This window comes from Pseudomonas putida (assembly GCF_003228315.1).
In the GTDB taxonomy this organism is placed as follows: Bacteria; Pseudomonadota; Gammaproteobacteria; order Pseudomonadales; family Pseudomonadaceae; genus Aquipseudomonas; species Aquipseudomonas putida_S.
The window spans coordinates 5,461,223-5,478,759 of sequence record NZ_CP029693.1 but is presented as its reverse complement, the minus strand read 5'-3'; the positions used below and the strand labels follow the sequence as shown (position 1 = coordinate 5,478,759).

Genomic DNA, 17,537 nt, shown 5'->3' with positions numbered 1-17,537 from the left:
CTCCTGCAATTCAGGCGAATCCACAGAAGTTGTATCAAGAAGGGAGCGTAGTCTACCGGAATGCCCCTTTCATCTCAAACCTTGATCTTCGTCCCCGGGCTGCCAGTGCAAATTCCAACGACCCGATGGACCGCCATTGAGCCCTGCAAGATTGGCGATCGCCAGCAATTGCCCGCCTGCGAACAGCAGCGGCAATCTGCCGCGCGCGAACAGCGGGAGCCCGCTTTCATTGAGCAAACGCTTCAGGTCGCGATGTCCGCGCCCCGGAACGTCCATCACCTCTCCCCCTTCACGATAGCGGATCTGCAAAGGCCCATCGGGGATTTGCCCGGTCAGCGTAATTACGCCGTTGCCGGGTAAAATCAGCGGTTGCGAGGGATCGGACCACGCTTCAACCACGGGCGCTGCACGCAACCAGCTGCCCGACAGCCACCAGATTCGCCCACCCGCCCGATGCAATTCCCCATCCGCCAGACGCCAGATTGGCCGGGCATCGCCGGAAGCGTCGCGCAAATTCTCCCAACCCGACCAATGGTCGCTATCGGGCATCCGTGTGCGCGGCGCAAGCCAGTGACTGAGAGCATTGCGCTGACGGGCGGCGGAGAGACTTGCCAGTGGTGCCAGTTCCAGGGATGGCACGCCCAGCCAATCGAACTCACTGGCATTGAGTGCCTGACTCAAGTCGATCCGTGCCAGATCATCGAGCAGCCCCTGCGCCTCAATCAGATGTTCTGCGCTGCGGGCCATGGTCGCCGCCACTTGTGGCCAGCGCGAGGTCAATACAGGGAATACTTGATGACGCAGGTAGTTGCGTGAGAACTGGCGATCCTGGTTGGAGGGGTCTTCGATCCAGTGCAACTGGTGCTCTCTGGCGTAGGCCTCCAGTTCGGCCCGGGTGATGTCGAGAAACGGCCGAAATAGATGCCCTCCCCCCAGCGGGCGCTGACGTGGCATACCGGACAACCCTCGCACACCGGCGCCACGCAACAGGCGAAACAGCAGGGTTTCTGCCTGATCGTCACGGTGCTGGGCGGTCAGCAGCAGTTCATCAGCCTGAATGGCCTCAACGAAAGCGGCATATCGCGCCTCCCGGGCCGCCCGTTCTAGGCTGGCGCCGGGTTGAACCTGAACGCGAACGACCTGCAGCGGCACGCCCAACACATCACAGATCGACTGACAGTGTTGCGGCCACGCGTCTGCTGCAGCCTGAAGGCCGTGATGGACATGGAGAGCGCTCAGCGCTGGCAGGGATTCGGTTTTTGCGAGGTGTGCAAGAAGGTGAAGCAGGACTGTGGAGTCAAGGCCACCGGAGAAGGCAATGCGCCAGGTTTTGGCGTTGCGCCAGGGTGCGAGGTTCTGCATGAGTCTGACGGCTAAATCAGGCATGGACTGGCTCATATCGACCCTTTTACACAAAACAACTGTGGGAGCGAGCCTGCTCGCGAAGGCTGTTTAACATTCAACAAATTTGTTGGCTGTCATACCGCTATCGCGAGCAAGCTCGCTCCCACATGGATGAAGCGAGGCCCGATTAGAGACCGTAGCTCATCAGACGCTCGTAACGACGGTCTAGCAGCGCCTTGTGATCGAACTTCTTGAGCATCGCCAGTTGCGAGCACAGTTCGGCACGGATCGAAGCAGCCGCAGCCGCCGGATCACGGTGCGCACCGCCCAGGGGCTCGTTAATCACCTTGTCCACGATACCCAAACCTTTGAGGCGCTCGGCGGTGATGCCCATGGCTTCGGCGGCATCCGGTGCCTTTTCCGCGGTTTTCCACAGAATCGAAGCGCAACCTTCCGGCGAGATCACCGAGTAGGTCGAGTACTGCAGCATGTTCAGCTGATCGCAGACACCGATCGCCAGCGCACCGCCGGAACCACCTTCACCGATCACGGTGGCGATGATCGGAGTTTTCAGGCGAGCCATGACGCGCAGGTTCCAGGCAATCGCCTCGCTCTGGTTACGCTCTTCAGCGTCGATACCCGGGTAAGCGCCCGGCGTGTCGATGAAGGTCAGGATCGGCATTTTGAAGCGTTCGGCCATTTCCATCAGGCGGCAAGCCTTGCGGTAGCCTTCCGGACGCGGCATGCCGAAGTTGCGGCGAACCTTTTCACGCACTTCGCGGCCCTTCTGGTGACCGATCACCATCACTGGCTGGTCTTCCAGACGCGCGATACCGCCCACGATGGCGGCGTCGTCGGAAAAGTGGCGGTCACCATGCAATTCATCGAACTCGGTGAAGATGTGGTCGATGTAGTCCAGGGTATAGGGGCGCTTCGGGTGACGCGCCAGACGCGCGATCTGCCAGCTGGTCAGCTTGCCGAAGATGTCTTCGGTCAGCGTGCTGCTTTTGTCCTGCAGGCGGGAGATCTCATCGCCGATATTCAGCGAATTGTCATTACCGACCAAGCGCAACTCTTCGATCTTGGCTTGCAGGTCGGCGATCGGCTGTTCGAAATCAAGAAAATTCGGGTTCATAGGCGTCCGTCTTGGGTCGACATCCAAGAGAGCTTGGGCCGGCCGGTTGTCTATTCGCGCCCTACCTTAAGGGAGAGGCGCGTTCAGGTCGAGATTAAAAATTCGGGTCAAGATCAGGGCAAACTGATAGCACTGACCGTTAACGGTATTGGAGGAAGACGTTGTCTCGCCCGAACTGGTCACGCAAGGCTTGAATCAACGCATCCGCCGGATCGATTCGCCAGCCCTCGCCGAACTGCAGCAAGGCCTTCGCATCGGGGCTGGTGTACTCCATGGTGATCGGGCACGCACCGCGATGACGCTTGAACAGGTCACCCAGCCAGCGTAGCTGATCACCCTTGAGATCCTGGGTCTGAACCTTCAGGCGCAGGCTCTCGGCAAGATTGGTGCGCGCATCTTCCATGCTCATCACCCGCTTGACCCGCAACCTCAGGCCACCGGAGAAGTCGTCGTTGCTGACTTCGCCTTCGACCACCACCATCGCATCCGTCTGCAACAGGGCCTGCGCCGAGTGGAACGCGTCGGCAAACAGCGACGCTTCAATGCGCCCCGAGCGGTCATCCAGGGTGATGAACCCCATCTTGTCGCCCTTTTTGTTCTTCATCACCCGCAAGGCGATGATCATGCCGGCAACCGTCTGGGTATCACGGGCAGGTTTCAGATCGATGATGCGCTGGCGCGCGAAACGGCGGATTTCACCTTCGTACTCGTCGATCGGGTGACCGGTCAGGTACAGGCCCAGCGTGTCTTTCTCACCCTTGAGCCGCTCCTTGAGGGTCAGCTCCCGGGCTTTGCGATGATTGGCATAGACGTCTGAATCTTCTTCGACGAACAGGCCGCCGAACAGGTCGGCGTGACCACTGTCAGCGGTGCGTGCGGTCTGTTCGGCCGCCTTGATCGCCTCTTCCATCGCCGCCAGCAGCACCGCGCGGTTGCGGTCGATGTTGGCCTGGTAAGCCTTGAGCTCGTCATGGAAGTACGGCCCCAGACGATCCAGTGCACCACTGCGTACCAGGGCATCAAGGGTTCGCTTGTTGATGCGCTTGAGGTCGACGCGCCCGCAGAAATCGAACAGATCCTTGAACGGGCCGCTGGCACGGGCTTCGACAATGGCTTCGACCGGACCTTCGCCCACTCCCTTGATCGCCCCCAGGCCGTAGACGATACGACCATCGTTGTTGACCGTGAACTTGAAGTCTGAGGTGTTCACGTCAGGCGCATCGAGGCGCAGCTTCATGCTGCGCACTTCCTCGATCAGGGTCACGACCTTGTCGGTGTTGTGCATATCCGCCGACAGCACCGCGGCCATGAACGGTGCCGGGTGGTGGGTCTTGAGCCAGGCAGTCTGGTAGGACACCAGGCCGTAGGCCGCAGAGTGAGATTTGTTGAACCCGTAACCGGCGAATTTTTCCACCAGGTCGAAGATGTTACCGGCCAGGTCAGGATCAATATTGTTGGTGGCGCAACCTTCAATGAAACCGCCGCGCTGCTTGGCCATTTCCTCGGGTTTTTTCTTACCCATGGCTCGACGCAGCATGTCCGCACCACCGAGGGTGTAACCGGCCATGACTTGGGCAATCTGCATCACCTGTTCCTGATACAGGATGATGCCGTAGGTCGGTGCCAATACGGGCTTGAGGCCTTCGTACTGGTAGTCCGAGTGCGGGTAGGCCAGTTCGGCGCGACCGTGCTTGCGGTTGATGAAGTCATCCACCATGCCCGATTGCAGCGGGCCGGGACGGAACAGCGCCACCAGTGCGATAAGGTCTTCCAGGCAGTCGGGCTTGAGCTTCTTGATCAGCTCCTTCATGCCCCGCGATTCAAGCTGGAACACCGCGGTGGTTTCGGCTTTCTGCAGCAGCTCGTAGGTTTTCTTGTCATCGAGCGGGATGAAGTCGATGTTCAGGTCATCCAGGCCTTGCTTGGCCTGCTCGCGGTTGATGGTTTCCATCGCCCACTTGATGATGGTCAGGGTCCGCAGACCGAGGAAGTCGAACTTCACCAGGCCGGCTGCCTCGACGTCATCCTTGTCGAACTGGGTGACCAGGCCGCCGCCCTCTTCATCACAGGCGATCGGAGAGAAGTCGGTGAGTTTGGTCGGTGCGATTACCACACCACCGGCGTGCTTGCCGGTACCACGGCAGACGCCCTCGAGCTTGAGCGCCATGTCCCAGATTTCCTTGGCGTCCTCGTCGACCTTGAGGAAATCGCGCAGGATCTCTTCCTGCTCGTAGGCTTTCTCCAGGGTCATGCCCACTTCGAAAGGAATCATCTTCGACAGGCGGTCGGCCAGGCCGTAGGACTTGCCCTGCACCCGCGCCACGTCGCGCACCACCGCCTTGGCGGCCATGGTGCCGAAGGTGATGATCTGGCTCACCGCGTTACGGCCGTAGGCGTCGGCCACGTACTCGATCACCCGGTCGCGACCGTCCATGCAGAAGTCGACGTCGAAGTCGGGCATGGAAACCCGTTCCGGGTTGAGGAAACGTTCGAACAGCAGGTCGTAGGCCAGCGGATCAAGATCGGTGATCTTCAGCACGTAGGCCACCAGCGAACCGGCACCCGATCCACGACCCGGGCCGACCGGCACGCCGTTATTCTTGGCCCACTTGATGAAGTCCATAACGATCAGGAAGTAACCGGGGAACCCCATCTGGATGATGATATCCAGCTCGAACTTCAGACGGTCGAGGTAGACCTGGCGCTTCTCTTCGTAATTGGGCGTGGTGTCCTTCGGCCACAACACCGCAAGACGCTCTTCCAGGCCTTCGTGGGAAACATGACGCAGGTAGTCGTCGATCCCCATGCCATTGGGCGTCGGGAAGTCCGGCAGAAAGTGCTTGCCCAGCTTCACATCGATATTGCAACGCTTGGCGATCTCGACGGTATTTTCCAGCGCGTCGGGAATGTCGCTGAACAGCTCGGCCATTTCCTCGGCGCTTTTGAGGTATTGCTGATCGCTGTAATTCTTCGAGCGCCGTGGATCGTCGAGGGCACGGCCTTCGCCGATGCAAACGCGGGTTTCGTGGGCTTCGAAATCGCCTTGCTTGATAAACCGCACGTCGTTGGTCGCGACCAGCGGTGCGCCGAGCTTGTCTGCCAGCGCCACCGCGCCGTGCAGTTGTTCTTCATCATTGGGACGGTTGGTGCGCTGGATTTCCAGGTAGAAACGGTCCGCAAACACCGCCATCCACTCACGCGCCAGGGCTTCGGCCTCACCCGGGTTGCCGCTGAGCATCGCCTGTCCGATCTCGCCCTCTTTCGCCGCGGACAGCATGATCAGGCCTTCGTTGGCTTCGGCCACCCACTCACGCTCGACGATCACCAGACCGTTGCGCTGGCCATCGATGTAGCCACGTGAGATCAACTCGGTCAGGTTGCGGTAGCCCAGGGGATTCATCACCAGCAGGCTGATCTTGCTCAGCGGGGCATCCGGATCCTTGTTCGACAGCCACAGGTCGGCGCCGCAGATCGGCTTGATCCCGGCACCCATGGCGTTTTTATAGAACTTGACCAGGGAACACATGTTGTTCTGGTCGGTCACAGCGACAGCAGGCATGCCCATGCCGACCAGGGTCTTGACCAGCGGTTTGATCCGCACCAGACCGTCGACCAGGGAGTATTCAGTGTGCAGGCGCAGGTGAACGAATGAAGCCGGCATAGTGATCCTGTGAGTCATGAAAACAACAAGGCCCGGATTGTACCGGGCCTCGCTAAAAAAAATCAGCCTGGCGACTAACTCTCGATCAGGCTTTCTCGCGCCTCGTAGGCTTGCCGTACCGGGGCGAACGAGCGTCGATGGATCGGGGTCGGGCCCAAGCGTACGAGCGCTTCCAGATGAACGGGCGTCGGATAGCCTTTGTGGCCGCCAATGCCGTAACCCGGGTAAATCAGTTCGAAGGCGGCCATCTCGCGATCACGACTGACCTTCGCCAGAATCGATGCCGCCGCGATGGCCGGCACCTTGCTGTCACCCTTGACGACGGCTTCGGCACGCATCGGCAGTTTCGGGCAGCGGTTACCGTCGATCATCGCCAGCTTCGGCTGGATGTGCAGACCGGCTACCGCACGCTGCATGGCCAGCATGGTGGCGTGCAGAATGTTCAACTCATCGATCTCTTCGACTTCCGCGCGGGCGATGCACCAGCTCAGGGCTTTTTCGCAGATCTCGTCGTAGAGCTTTTCGCGACGGGCTTCGGTGAGCTTTTTCGAATCGTTCAGGCCCAGGATCGGACGATTCGGATCGAGAATCACCGCCGCCGTGACGACTGCACCACAGAGCGGGCCGCGACCGACTTCATCGACACCGGCAACCAACTCTTCAACTTCGGCAACCAGGGTGAAATCCAGCCCCATCTGCATGCTTGTTTTACTCATCGTGTCTGGCCGATCAGGTTCAGTACCGCGTCCGCCGCCTGATTGGAGGCATCCAGGCGCAGGGTACGATGGATTTCGTCGAAGCCGCGGGTTTGTTCCTGCCCACCTTCGATCAGTGGTGACAGGGTCTGCGCCAAGGCATCGACCGTCGCCTCATCCTGCAGCAACTCGGGCACCAGCAAACGCTGGGCCAGCAAGTTCGGCAAGGACACATAAGGGCTTTTCACCATGCGTTTGAGAATCCAGAACGTCAGCGGTGCCAGGCGATAGGCGACCACCATGGGCCGCTTGTACAGCAAGGCTTCCAGGGTCGCGGTTCCGGAGGCGATCAGCACGGCGTCGCAGGCGGCCAGGGCGAGGTGGGACTTGCCATCAAGCAGGGTCAGTGGCAGGTCGCGACCGGCCAGCATTTCTTCCAGCTGCGCGCGTCGCTCCGCATTGGCGCAAGGCAAGACGAAGCGCACGCCAGGGCGCATGGCCCGCAGGCGCTGCGCAGTATCGAGGAACAGTGCACCAAGGCGACCGACTTCACCGCCACGACTGCCTGGCATCAATGCCACCAGCGGTCCGTCGGGCAAACCCAGTTCGGCTCGTGCGGCGGCGCGATCGGCTTCAAGCGGAATGGCATCGGCCAGGGAGTGCCCGACGAATCGCACTGGCACACCCTTCTCTTCGTAGAATTTCGCTTCGAACGGGAACAGCGTCAGCATCAGATCGCAACCTTCGCGAATCTTCAGCACCCGCTTCTGCCGCCAGGCCCAGACCGACGGGCTGACGTAATGCACGGTCTTGATCCCGGCCTGACGCAGCTTGAGTTCGATATTGAGGTTGAAGTCCGGCGCATCGATGCCGATGAACACATCCGGCTTCGCCGCGATGAGGTCTGCCACCAGTTTCTTGCGGCGTGCCAGCAACTCGCGCAGGCGACCCAGTACCTCCACCAGGCCCATGACCGACAGGCGCTCCATCGGAAAGTAGGACGCCAGGCCTTCAGCCTGCATCAACGGACCGCCGACACCGATGAATTCAACCGCCGGATGGCGAGCCTTGAGCGCGCGCATGAGACCCGCGCCGAGAATGTCGCCGGAAGCCTCACCCGCCACCAGCGCAATACGCAGATTGGCCATGGTCAGCGGGTGATGCCGCGGGACGAAGACTGGATGGAGTCACGGAATACAGCGACTTCCGGGAACTGGGTCGACGGTTCAGCCAGTTCGGCGAGCGCCTGCTCTACAGTCAGACCCTGGCGATAAACAACCTTGTAGGCACGACGCAGGGCGTGAATGGCATCTTCGCTGAATCCACGGCGACGCATGCCTTCGAAGTTCATGCTGCGGGCCTCGGCGGGATTGCCGAACACCGTGACATAAGCAGGAACATCCTTGCCGATGGCCGTGCCCATGCCGGAAAAGCTGTGGGCACCGATATGGCAATACTGGTGCACCAGGGTGAAGCCGGACAGGATCGCCCAGTCATCCACATGGACGTGGCCCGCCAGCGCGGTGTTGTTGACCAGGATGCAGTGATTGCCGATGACGCTGTCATGACCGATGTGCGCATAGGCCATGATCAGGTTGTGATCACCCAGGGTCGTTTCCGAACGATCCTGCACAGTCCCGCGGTGAATGGTCACGCCTTCGCGAATGACATTGTGATCACCGATCACCAGGCGGGTTTCTTCGCCCTTGTATTTCAGGTCCGGCGTGTCCTCGCCTACCGATGAGAACTGGTAGATGCGGTTGTGCTTACCGATTCGGGTCGGACCTTTGAGAATCACGTGCGGCCCGATGACCGTCCCCTCGCCGATTTCCACACCTGCGCCGACGATCGACCACGGGCCGACCTCGACACCGTCGGCCAGAACGGCCGTCGGATCGATGATTGCACGAGGGTCAATCAAACTCATAGTTTGCGTTCCGCGCAGATGATTTCGGCGGAGCAGACCGGCTTGCCATCGACCGAAGCCTGGCACTCGAACTTCCAGATCTGACGCTTGCAGCTGATGAACTTGGCTTCGAGAATCAGCTGATCGCCCGGCAATACTGGCTGACGAAAGCGCAGTTTGTCGGAACCAACGAAGTAGTAGAGGGTGCCGTCGGCCGGCTTCACATCGAGCATTTTGAAACCAAGGATCCCGGCGGCCTGAGCCATCGCCTCGATAATCAGCACGCCCGGCATGATTGGATGCGCGGGGAAGTGACCATTGAAGAACGGCTCGTTGATGCTGACATTCTTGTAGGCGCGAATGCGCTTCTCTTCCACATCCAGATCCACGACCCGATCCACCAGCAGGAACGGGTAACGGTGAGGCAGGTATTCGCGAATCTCGTTGATGTCCATCATTTCGGGGGGAAGCCTATGTAAAGATTGGGAGCGCGCGATGAACGCGCACTCCTCTAGCAAATCAAGAACGCAGTCTAGCGGCTGCGCACGCTTGATATGGAAATGGTATCAGCCATCTGATGAAGCATTACCGCCAGGGGTCACTTCCCCTGTCTGCTTTTCAAGCTGTCTCAAGCGCCGCGCGATGTCATCGAGCTGACGTATGCGTGCCGCGCTTTTGCGCCACTCGGCTGCCGGCTGCATCGCCGTACCGGAAGAATAGGCACCCGGCTCGGTGATCGAGTGGGTCACCATGGTCATCCCGGTGATGAAAACGTTGTCGCAAATGTCGATATGCCCGACCAGGCCAACGCCTCCGGCGAGCATGCAATGTTTGCCGATTTTAGTGCTGCCGGAGATTCCCACGCACGCCGCCATGGCGGTGTGGTCACCGATCTGAACGTTGTGAGCGATTTGAATCTGGTTGTCGAGCTTCACGCCATTGCCAATGATCGTATCAGCCAGCGCACCACGGTCGATGGCGGTGTTCACGCCAATTTCCACGTCATCGCCGACCAGCACGCCACCGATCTGGGCAATTTTCTGCCAGATGCCTTTTTCATTGGCGAATCCGAAACCCTCGCCACCGAGTACGGCACCGGATTGAATCACCACTCGCTTGCCGACGCGCACATCGTGGTACAGGGTGACGCGAGGTGCGAGCCAGCCGCCTTCACCGATAACGCTGCGTGCGCCGATAAAGCAATGCGCACCGATGGTGGCACCCGCCGCGATATGCGCCCCGCTTTCGATGACGACAAAAGCACCGATGCTCGCAGCCGGATCGACTACCGCATCCGCCGCAATCACCGCGGTCGGATGAATGCCGACAGCCGCCTTGGGCTTGGGGTCGAACAGGTGGGACACCCGAGCGTAGGCCGCGTACGGATCAGGCACGACCAATGCATTTCCGGCAAAACCTTCGGCGTCAGCGGCCTTGAGCAACAGCGCTGCCGCCTGGCTGCCTGCCAGGAATTTTCGGTATTGGGGGTTTGCAAGAAAGCTCAACTGAGCTGGGCCAGCCTCCTGCAAGGTGGCTAGCCCAGTAATTGCTTTCTCTGGGTCGCCACGCAGGGTGGCGCCGAGGAACTCGGCCAATTGGCCGAGTTTAATGGTCGCTGTCATGGATTACTTCAGCTGATTCATGCGCTCGATAACCTGGCGCGTGATGTCGTACTGAGGTTTGACATCAATAACTGCGCCACGCTCGAAGACCAGGTCATAAGCACCTTTCTTGATGACTTCTTCCACAGCGCTATCCAGTTTTGGCTTGAGCTGCTTCAGCATTTCCCGATCGGCGACGGCTTTGGCTTCGTTCAGTTCCTTGGACTGGAACTGGAAGTCACGAGCCTTTTGCTTGAACTCAAGCTCCAGACGCTCACGCTCGCCTTGCTGCATTTTGTCACCACCGGCCATCAGGCGATCCTGAATACCCTTGGCGCTGCTTTCCAGAGACTTGAGCTTGGTCAGTTGAGGACCGAACTTTTTCTCGGCATCCACGGCGTACTTCTTGGCCGCATCGGATTCCAGCAGGGCCATCTGATAGTTCAGAACGGCGATTTTCATATCGGCAAACGCCGGACCTGCTACCAGTACGGAAGCCAGGAGAACCAATTGAGTCAACTTACGCACGATGCACTCCTACAAAATCCATTGTCGTTATCTTGGGTCAGACGCTTAGAACGTCTGACCGAGGGAGAATTGGAACACTTGAGTCTCAGCGTTATCCGGTTTCTTGACTGGCATAGCCAACGCGAAACTCAGAGGACCCAGTGCGGTGACCCAGGTCACACCCACACCGACAGAACTGGCCATATTGCTCAGGCTGATGTCATTGCACTGCGTATTGGACTTCGTGCCATCGGCGTTGGTGACGTCCGAGCATTTGGAGTCGAATACGTTACCCACATCCCAGAATACCGAGGTACGCAGGGAACGTTGATCCTTGACGAACGGTAGAGGGAACAGAAGTTCCGCACCACCCTGAATCAGGACGTTACCACCGAACGGCAGCGGATCCTGATCCGGGTCAAACTGAGTACCGGCGTTACCGGTAATGGCCTGACCACGGCTCGGGGTACTGCGTGGACCCAGAGTACTGTCCTTGAAGCCACGAACCGAGTTGAAACCACCGGCGAAGTAGTTTTCGTAGAATGGCAAGCCATCACTCGAACCGTAACCATCACCATAGCCCAACTCTGTGTGCAGGCGCATGGTGTAGTTTTCGCTCAAAGGCTGGAACAACTGGCCACGGTAGTCGAGCTTGAAGAACGACAGGTCGCTGCCCGGGGTCGTGGTTTCCAGCACCAGGCTCTGGGAATGACCACGAGTCGCCAGCACGCCCTTGTTCAGGGTGGACTCGGACCAGCCGGCCGAAGCCTTGAAGTTCAGGTACTGGTCGCCTTCGCGGTTAACGAAGTCGAAGATCTCGTCGACGGTGTAGATACCGGTGTTGATCTTGTCCTGCTGCGCCGTCAAGCCAAAGGTCAGACGCGAAGTCTCGCTGATCGGATAACCGACGCTCACACCTGCACCCAGGCTGTCTACGGCATAGCTTGCTACGTCGACGTCGAGGTCTTTGTAGTCGGTGGTGCGGTAGAACGCGTTGTAACCCAGACTCACGCCATCGGCAGTCCAGTAGGGATCGACATAACCGAAGTTGTAGCGGCTCTGGTATTGGCTACGGGTCAGGCCGATGCTGACCTTGTTACCGGTACCGAGGAAGTTGTTCTGGGTGATCGAACCACCGAGGATCAGACCCGCGCTCTGGGCGAAACCGACGCTGGCAGTGATCGAACCGGATGCCTGTTCTTCCACGCTGTAGTTGACATCAACTTGGTCGTCGACGCCCGGTACGGCCGGGGTTTCAACGTTCACTTCCTTGAAGAAGCCCAGACGTTCCAGACGGGTCTTGGACTGGTCGATCAGGTAGGTCGAAGCCCAGCCGCCTTCCATCTGACGCATTTCACGACGCAGCACTTCGTCTTCCGACTTGGTGTTGCCGCGGAAGTTGATGCGATTGACGTAGGCACGCTTGCCCGGGTCGACAGCGAAAGTGATGTCCACGGTGTGGTCATCATCGTGAGGCTGTGGCACGCCGTTGACGTTGGCGAAGGTATAGCCTTCGTTACCCAGACGACGGGTGATCAATTCGGAGGTGGTGGTCATCAGCTTGCGCGAGAACACCTGGCCTTTCTGTACCAGAAGCAGGGACTTGACCTGGTCTTCCGGCACTTTCAGGTCACCGCTCAGCTTGACGTCACGTACGGTGTACTTGTCGCCTTCGTTGATGTTGACGGTGATGTAGACGTGTTTCTTGTCCGGGGTGATGGACACCTGGGTCGAAGCGATATCCATGTTGATATAGCCGCGGTCCAGGTAGTAGGAACGCAGGCGCTCCAGGTCACCGGAGAGCTTTTCACGAGCGTACTTGTCGTCATTCTTGAAGAACGAGAGCCAGTTGGTCGTCTTGAGTTCGAACAGATCGATCAGGTCTTCATCAGGAAAGACAGTGTTACCCACCACGTTGATGTGCTGGATAGCGGCAACGGTACCTTCGTTGATGTTTACCTTCAGGCCTACGCGGTTGCGCGGCTGTGGTACCACTTCGGTATCAACGGTTGCGGAGTAACGACCTTGTGCAACGTACTGACGCTGCAGCTCGTTACGCACACCTTCGAGGGTGGCGCGCTGGAAGATCTCGCCTTCGGCCAGACCGGATTGCTTGAGGCCTTTCATCAGGTCTTCAGTGGAGATCGCCTTGTTGCCTTCGATTTCGATACTGGCAACCGACGGACGCTCGACTACCGTAATGACAAGAACGTTGCCATCACGACCCAGCTGGATATCTTGAAAGAAACCGGTTTTGAACAATGCACGAGTGGCTTCCACCAGACGGTGATCATCCGCCTGTTCACCGACGTTCAACGGCAAAGCACCAAAGACGCTACCCGCGGAGACCCGCTGGAGGCCATTAACGCGAATATCAGAGATAGTGAAGGACTCGGCGTGAACTTCGGCGATCATCAATACGGTGAGAACCGCAGTTAGCAGCAGACGTTTCATGAAGTCCTTTCTTATTCCAACTGGCAATAAACAAACTGCCGCAAAATGCGGCAGATTCGCAATTCAGCGACGTTACAGACGGCCTAGATCGTTGACCAGAGCGAGCAACATCACTCCGACCACCAAACTGATTCCGATCTGTATCCCCCAACCTTGCACCCGATCCGACAAGGGACGACCACGCGCCCACTCAATCAGATAAAACAACAAATGCCCCCCATCCAGCACAGGAATGGGCAGCAAATTCAGAACCCCCAGGCTAATACTCAGATAAGCAAGGAAATTCAGGAAATCTGCGACACCCGACTGGGCCGAAGCGCCCGCCACTTTAGCAATGGTTATCGGTCCACTCAAGTTTTTTACCGAGAGCTCGCCGAACAGCATTTTCTTCAGCGAATCGAGGGTCAGCAGGCTCATGGTCCAGGTACGTCGAGCCCCCTCGCCAATCGCGGCCACGGGACCGTAACTGACCTCACGAACCATCTCCGGCGGCCAATCCACCGCCTTCACCCCTGCCCCCAGGTAACCACTCGGTGCTTTTTTCTCGCCGCGGGAAGCGAGCGTCACAGGGACGTCGATTTGAGCAGCATCTCGCTCGATCCGCAGCAGGATTTTGGCATCAGGGCGCGCACGCACGGTATCGACCACCTGCTGCCAGTCATCCAGCGACCTGCCATCAAGTGCCAGCAATCGATCCCCTGTTTTCAGACCAGCGGCCTGCGCAGGACCTTTCGGATCGATCTCGGCCAGGACCGGAGGCAATGCCGGACGCCATGGACGAACACCCAACGACTGAATGGGATCAGGCTCTTCGGCCCCCTTGAGCCATTTGTCCAGGATCAGTTCATGAGGTACGTCCACACTGGAGCCCTGTTCACGGACCAGTACCTGCAGGGTTCCGCTCTCCCCCAGACGACGGACCAGCTGCAGGTTCACCGCTGCCCAGCCAGTCGTTGGCTCGCCATCGATAGAGATGATTTCCTGTCCCGCATTCAATCCGGCCTTGGCGGCAATGCTGCCGGACTCCACGGCCCCAATGACAGGGCGCACCTGTTGGCTGCCGAGCATGGCCAGTACCCAGAAGAACCCCAAAGCCAGCAGAAAATTGGCGATCGGACCGGCCGCCACAATGGCGATACGCTGACGTACCGATTTGCGATTGAAGGAATGCTCGACCTGGTCGGCAGGCACCTCGCCTTCACGCTCATCGAGCATCTTCACGTAACCGCCCAGTGGAATGGCGGCAACCACGAACTCGGTGCCCTGCTTGTCGTGCCAGCGCAACAGTGGCATGCCGAAGCCCACGGAGAAACGCAGCACCTTGACCCCACAGCGACGCGCGACCCAGAAATGGCCGAACTCGTGGAAGGTAACCAGCACGCCCAGTGCAACCAGGGTGCCGACAATCATATAGAGTGCGCTCATCTACTTTCTCCGCATTCCTGTCTGGTGCCGCACGGGCCAACGCATTGCAACACTTAGCGCCCGTGACGACTCAACCACTGCTCGGCCAGCACACGCGCCTTGGCATCGGCGGTGAACACTGCTTCGAGATCATCCACGACCACCACAGGCTCAAGATTCAGTGCTTCCTCGATGATACTCGCGATTTCCGGGTAACGAACCCGTCCGTCGAGAAACGCCGCCACAGCGACTTCATTTGCCGCATTGAGCATTGCCGGTGCGCTGTTACCTGCCTCGGCTGCTTGCCGGGCAAGACGCAGACAAGGGAAACGCTCCTCATCCGGCGCTTCGAAATCAAGACGCGCGATGGCGAACAGGTCCAGCGGCGGCACACCCGAATCGATTCGCTCAGGCCACGCCAGCGCGTTGGCGATTGGGGTGCGCATGTCCGGGTTGCCCAACTGCGCCAATACCGAACCGTCGATATAGTCGACCAGGGAATGGATCACACTCTGCGGATGAATCACCACTTCCACCTGGGACGGCCTGGCGTCGAACAACCAGCAAGCCTCGATCAGCTCCAGCCCCTTATTCATCATGCTGGCCGAGTCGACCGAAATCTTGCGCCCCATGGACCAGTTCGGGTGGGCACATGCCTGCTCAGGGGAAACATGCGCCAGCTCTGCCATGGGCGTTTGCCGGAACGGACCGCCAGACGCCGTCAGCAAAATCCGGCGCACACCGACCTCACCGAGGCCGCGGGCGAAGTCCTGCGGCATGCACTGGAAAATTGCATTGTGTTCGCTATCGATGGGCAGCAATACGGAGCCGCTCTTTCGCACCGCTTGCATGAACAAGGCGCCGGACATGACCAGCGCCTCCTTGTTGGCCAAGAGGATTTTCTTGCCCGCCTCGACTGCGGCCAACGTCGGACGCAAGCCCGCCGCGCCGACGATAGCCGCCATGACCGCATCGACTTCCGGGTCGGCAGCCACTTGGCACAACCCCTCTTCGCCCACCAGCACACGGGTGGACAGACCTGCGGCACGCAAATCGTCCTGAAGGCTACGAGCCGCAGCGACTTCAGGTACCACGGCAAAACGCGGCACGTGCCGCACGCAAAGCGCCAGCAACTCTTTCAAACGGGTAAAACCGCTCAAGGCGAAGACTTGATAGCGATCGGGATGACGCGCGATGACATCCAGAGTACTGAGGCCGATCGATCCGGTCGCCCCCAGAACGGTAATCTGCTGAGGACGGCTCACGGTGCAGCCATCCATAGCAGCACGGCAAATACCGGAATGGCCGCAGTCAGGCTGTCGATTCGATCGAGCACACCACCGTGGCCGGGCAGCAGATTGCTGCTGTCCTTGATCCCCGACTGGCGCTTGAACATGCTTTCGGTGAGATCGCCGACGACCGAGACAAACACGATCAGGGCCGCACCGATCAGGCCCTTGAACAGTTGAGCAACCGTCCAGTCACGGAAAAATCCGACGATCACGGTGATGACCAGACTCAGGACCAGACCACCATAAACGCCTTCCCAGCTCTTGCCGGGGCTGACCTGTGGCGCGAGCTTGCGCTTGCCGAAGGCCCGGCCCGAAAAGTAGGCGCCGATATCAGCCCCCCAGACCAGCACCATCACCGCCATGATCAGCCAGTTACCCAAAGGCTGCTGCTTGATCTGGACCAGGCCTTGCCAGGCCGGCAAAAGGATCAACAGGCCGATGACCAGCTTGCAGGCCGCACTGGCCCAATGCTCGCTGGAACGCGGATAGGTCAGCACCAAATACGTCGCCACTGCCCACCAGAGCACGGATGCGCCCAGTACCCACGGTGCGAGCCCAGGCAGGATGTACATGATGAAAAGCAACAACGCGACCACCGCGGCAAATACCACACGGAACGATTGCGCAGTGAATCCGGCCAGACGCGCCCACTCCCACGCCCCCAGGGTCACGACCAGCCCGATGAACATCGCAAAGGCGGAACCCTCGAGCAGGAAAAACCCGCACAGGGCAATCGGCAACAGGATCAGTGCGGTGATGATTCGTTGTTTAAGCATTAAACCCGGGCTCCAGCCTCAACCTGCTCACTCGTTTTACCGAAGCGACGCTGGCGGGATGCGAAATCGGCCAGCGCGTTGCGCATGGCGTCGTGTTTGAAGTCCGGCCAGAACAGGTCGGAGAAGTACAACTCGGCATAAGCCAATTGCCACAGCAGGAAGTTACTGATGCGGTGTTCGCCACCGGTGCGAATGCACAAGTCCGGCAGCGGCAGATCCCCGGTAGCCAGGCAGGTCTGAAGCAGGTCCGGGGTAATATCTTCCGGACGCAGATGCCCAGCCTGGACTTCACGGGCCAATCGCTGGGCAGCCTGCGCGATATCCCACTGACCGCCATAATTGGCGGCGATCTGCAGGATGAAACGATTGGCGCCGGCGGTCATGGCCTCGGCTTCACGCATGGCAGCCTGAAGCTCGGGATGAAAACGCGAACGATCGCCAATGATGCGCAAACTGATGTTGTTTTCATTCAGGCGCTTGGCCTCGCGACGCAATGCCTTGAAGAACAGATCCATCAAGGCACTGACCTCATCGGCCGGGCGCTGCCAGTTCTCACTGGAGAAGGCGAACAGGGTCAAGACTTCAACCCCGGACTCGGCACACACTTCGATGACCGCACGAACTGCATCCACACCCGCTTTATGCCCGGCGACACCCGGCATAAAGCGTTTCTTCGCCCAGCGATTATTGCCATCCATGATGATCGCGACATGGCGCGGCACCGCGGACGGCGCAACCGACTTGGTCTTATCCATTAACACG

At 59.2% G+C, this 17,537-nt stretch carries 14 protein-coding genes; all 14 read right to left on the bottom strand.

The genetic code is table 11. The features are described from left to right. Positions 1-69 precede the first annotated feature (69 nt). The 14 genes from tilS to uppS all read right to left on the bottom strand — a co-directional run bounded on the left by tilS (position 70) and on the right by uppS (position 17,530). Positions 70-1,398 (bottom strand): tRNA lysidine(34) synthetase TilS, encoded by a 1,329-nt coding sequence (gene tilS, locus DKY63_RS25600; protein ID WP_110966665.1) that lies wholly within the window; start codon positions 1,396-1,398, stop codon positions 70-72. Positions 1,399-1,531: 133 nt separating this feature from the next. Further along, positions 1,532-2,479, bottom strand: coding sequence for an acetyl-CoA carboxylase carboxyltransferase subunit alpha (locus tag DKY63_RS25595; protein WP_110966664.1), 948 nt, complete (start codon positions 2,477-2,479; stop codon positions 1,532-1,534). Between the two features lie 139 nt (positions 2,480-2,618). Further along, positions 2,619-6,140, bottom strand: coding sequence for a DNA polymerase III subunit alpha (gene dnaE, locus DKY63_RS25590; RefSeq protein WP_110966663.1), 3,522 nt, complete (start codon positions 6,138-6,140; stop codon positions 2,619-2,621). A gap of 74 nt (positions 6,141-6,214) precedes the next feature. After that, positions 6,215-6,841, bottom strand: coding sequence for a ribonuclease HII (gene rnhB, locus DKY63_RS25585; RefSeq protein ID WP_110966662.1), 627 nt, complete (start codon positions 6,839-6,841; stop codon positions 6,215-6,217). Between the two features lie 11 nt (positions 6,842-6,852). Next, entirely contained in the window at positions 6,853-7,983 is a 1,131-nt protein-coding gene (gene lpxB / locus DKY63_RS25580) for a lipid-A-disaccharide synthase (RefSeq protein WP_110966661.1), read from the bottom strand. Between the two features lie 2 nt (positions 7,984-7,985). Then, positions 7,986-8,762 carry an acyl-ACP--UDP-N-acetylglucosamine O-acyltransferase gene (lpxA, locus tag DKY63_RS25575; protein WP_110966660.1) on the bottom strand — a complete coding sequence of 259 codons (777 nt, stop codon included), beginning with the start codon at positions 8,760-8,762 and terminating at the stop codon, positions 7,986-7,988. Then, positions 8,759-9,199 (bottom strand): 3-hydroxyacyl-ACP dehydratase FabZ, encoded by a 441-nt coding sequence (gene fabZ / locus DKY63_RS25570; RefSeq protein WP_110966659.1) that lies wholly within the window; start codon positions 9,197-9,199, stop codon positions 8,759-8,761. Before fabZ ends, lpxA begins: the two co-directional genes overlap by 4 nt. A 108-nt stretch (positions 9,200-9,307) precedes the next feature. Further along, positions 9,308-10,363 (bottom strand): UDP-3-O-(3-hydroxymyristoyl)glucosamine N-acyltransferase, encoded by a 1,056-nt coding sequence (lpxD, locus tag DKY63_RS25565; RefSeq protein WP_110966658.1) that lies wholly within the window; start codon positions 10,361-10,363, stop codon positions 9,308-9,310. A 3-nt stretch (positions 10,364-10,366) separates the two neighbouring features. Then, complete coding sequence (locus DKY63_RS25560) at positions 10,367-10,870, bottom strand: OmpH family outer membrane protein (protein ID WP_110966657.1); 504 nt, start codon at positions 10,868-10,870, stop codon at positions 10,367-10,369. Between the two features lie 45 nt (positions 10,871-10,915). Next, complete coding sequence (bamA, locus tag DKY63_RS25555; RefSeq protein WP_110966656.1) at positions 10,916-13,303, bottom strand: outer membrane protein assembly factor BamA; 2,388 nt, start codon at positions 13,301-13,303, stop codon at positions 10,916-10,918. Between the two features lie 72 nt (positions 13,304-13,375). Continuing rightward, positions 13,376-14,728 carry an RIP metalloprotease RseP gene (rseP, locus tag DKY63_RS25550; protein WP_110966655.1) on the bottom strand — a complete coding sequence of 451 codons (1,353 nt, stop codon included), beginning with the start codon at positions 14,726-14,728 and terminating at the stop codon, positions 13,376-13,378. Between the two features lie 53 nt (positions 14,729-14,781). Continuing rightward, positions 14,782-15,972, bottom strand: coding sequence for a 1-deoxy-D-xylulose-5-phosphate reductoisomerase (gene ispC, locus DKY63_RS25545; RefSeq protein WP_110966654.1), 1,191 nt, complete (start codon positions 15,970-15,972; stop codon positions 14,782-14,784). Further along, positions 15,969-16,775 carry a phosphatidate cytidylyltransferase gene (locus tag DKY63_RS25540; protein ID WP_110966653.1) on the bottom strand — a complete coding sequence of 269 codons (807 nt, stop codon included), beginning with the start codon at positions 16,773-16,775 and terminating at the stop codon, positions 15,969-15,971. The genes ispC and DKY63_RS25540 overlap by 4 nt, the downstream gene beginning before the upstream one ends. Next, positions 16,775-17,530 (bottom strand): polyprenyl diphosphate synthase, encoded by a 756-nt coding sequence (uppS, locus tag DKY63_RS25535; protein WP_110966652.1) that lies wholly within the window; start codon positions 17,528-17,530, stop codon positions 16,775-16,777. Before uppS ends, DKY63_RS25540 begins: the two co-directional genes overlap by 1 nt. Between the last annotated feature and the right edge of the window lie 7 nt (positions 17,531-17,537).

Bases quoted from the DNA above. Each gene is read 5' to 3' on its own strand.
- tilS (WP_110966665.1), bottom strand. From the start codon at position 1,398: ATGAGCCAGTCCATGCCTGATTTAGCCGTCAGACTCATGCAGAACCTC.
- DKY63_RS25595 (WP_110966664.1), bottom strand. From the start codon at position 2,479: ATGAACCCGAATTTTCTTGATTTCGAACAGCCGATCGCCGACCTGCAA.
- dnaE (WP_110966663.1), bottom strand. From the start codon at position 6,140: ATGCCGGCTTCATTCGTTCACCTGCGCCTGCACACTGAATACTCCCTG.
- rnhB (WP_110966662.1), bottom strand. From the start codon at position 6,841: ATGCAGATGGGGCTGGATTTCACCCTGGTTGCCGAAGTTGAAGAGTTG.
- lpxB (WP_110966661.1), bottom strand. From the start codon at position 7,983: ATGGCCAATCTGCGTATTGCGCTGGTGGCGGGTGAGGCTTCCGGCGAC.
- lpxA (WP_110966660.1), bottom strand. From the start codon at position 8,762: ATGAGTTTGATTGACCCTCGTGCAATCATCGATCCGACGGCCGTTCTG.
- fabZ (WP_110966659.1), bottom strand. From the start codon at position 9,199: ATGATGGACATCAACGAGATTCGCGAATACCTGCCTCACCGTTACCCG.
- lpxD (WP_110966658.1), bottom strand. From the start codon at position 10,363: ATGACAGCGACCATTAAACTCGGCCAATTGGCCGAGTTCCTCGGCGCC.
- bamA (WP_110966656.1), bottom strand. From the start codon at position 13,303: ATGAAACGTCTGCTGCTAACTGCGGTTCTCACCGTATTGATGATCGCC.
- rseP (WP_110966655.1), bottom strand. From the start codon at position 14,728: ATGAGCGCACTCTATATGATTGTCGGCACCCTGGTTGCACTGGGCGTG.
- DKY63_RS25540 (WP_110966653.1), bottom strand. From the start codon at position 16,775: ATGCTTAAACAACGAATCATCACCGCACTGATCCTGTTGCCGATTGCC.
- uppS (WP_110966652.1), bottom strand. From the start codon at position 17,530: ATGGATAAGACCAAGTCGGTTGCGCCGTCCGCGGTGCCGCGCCATGTC.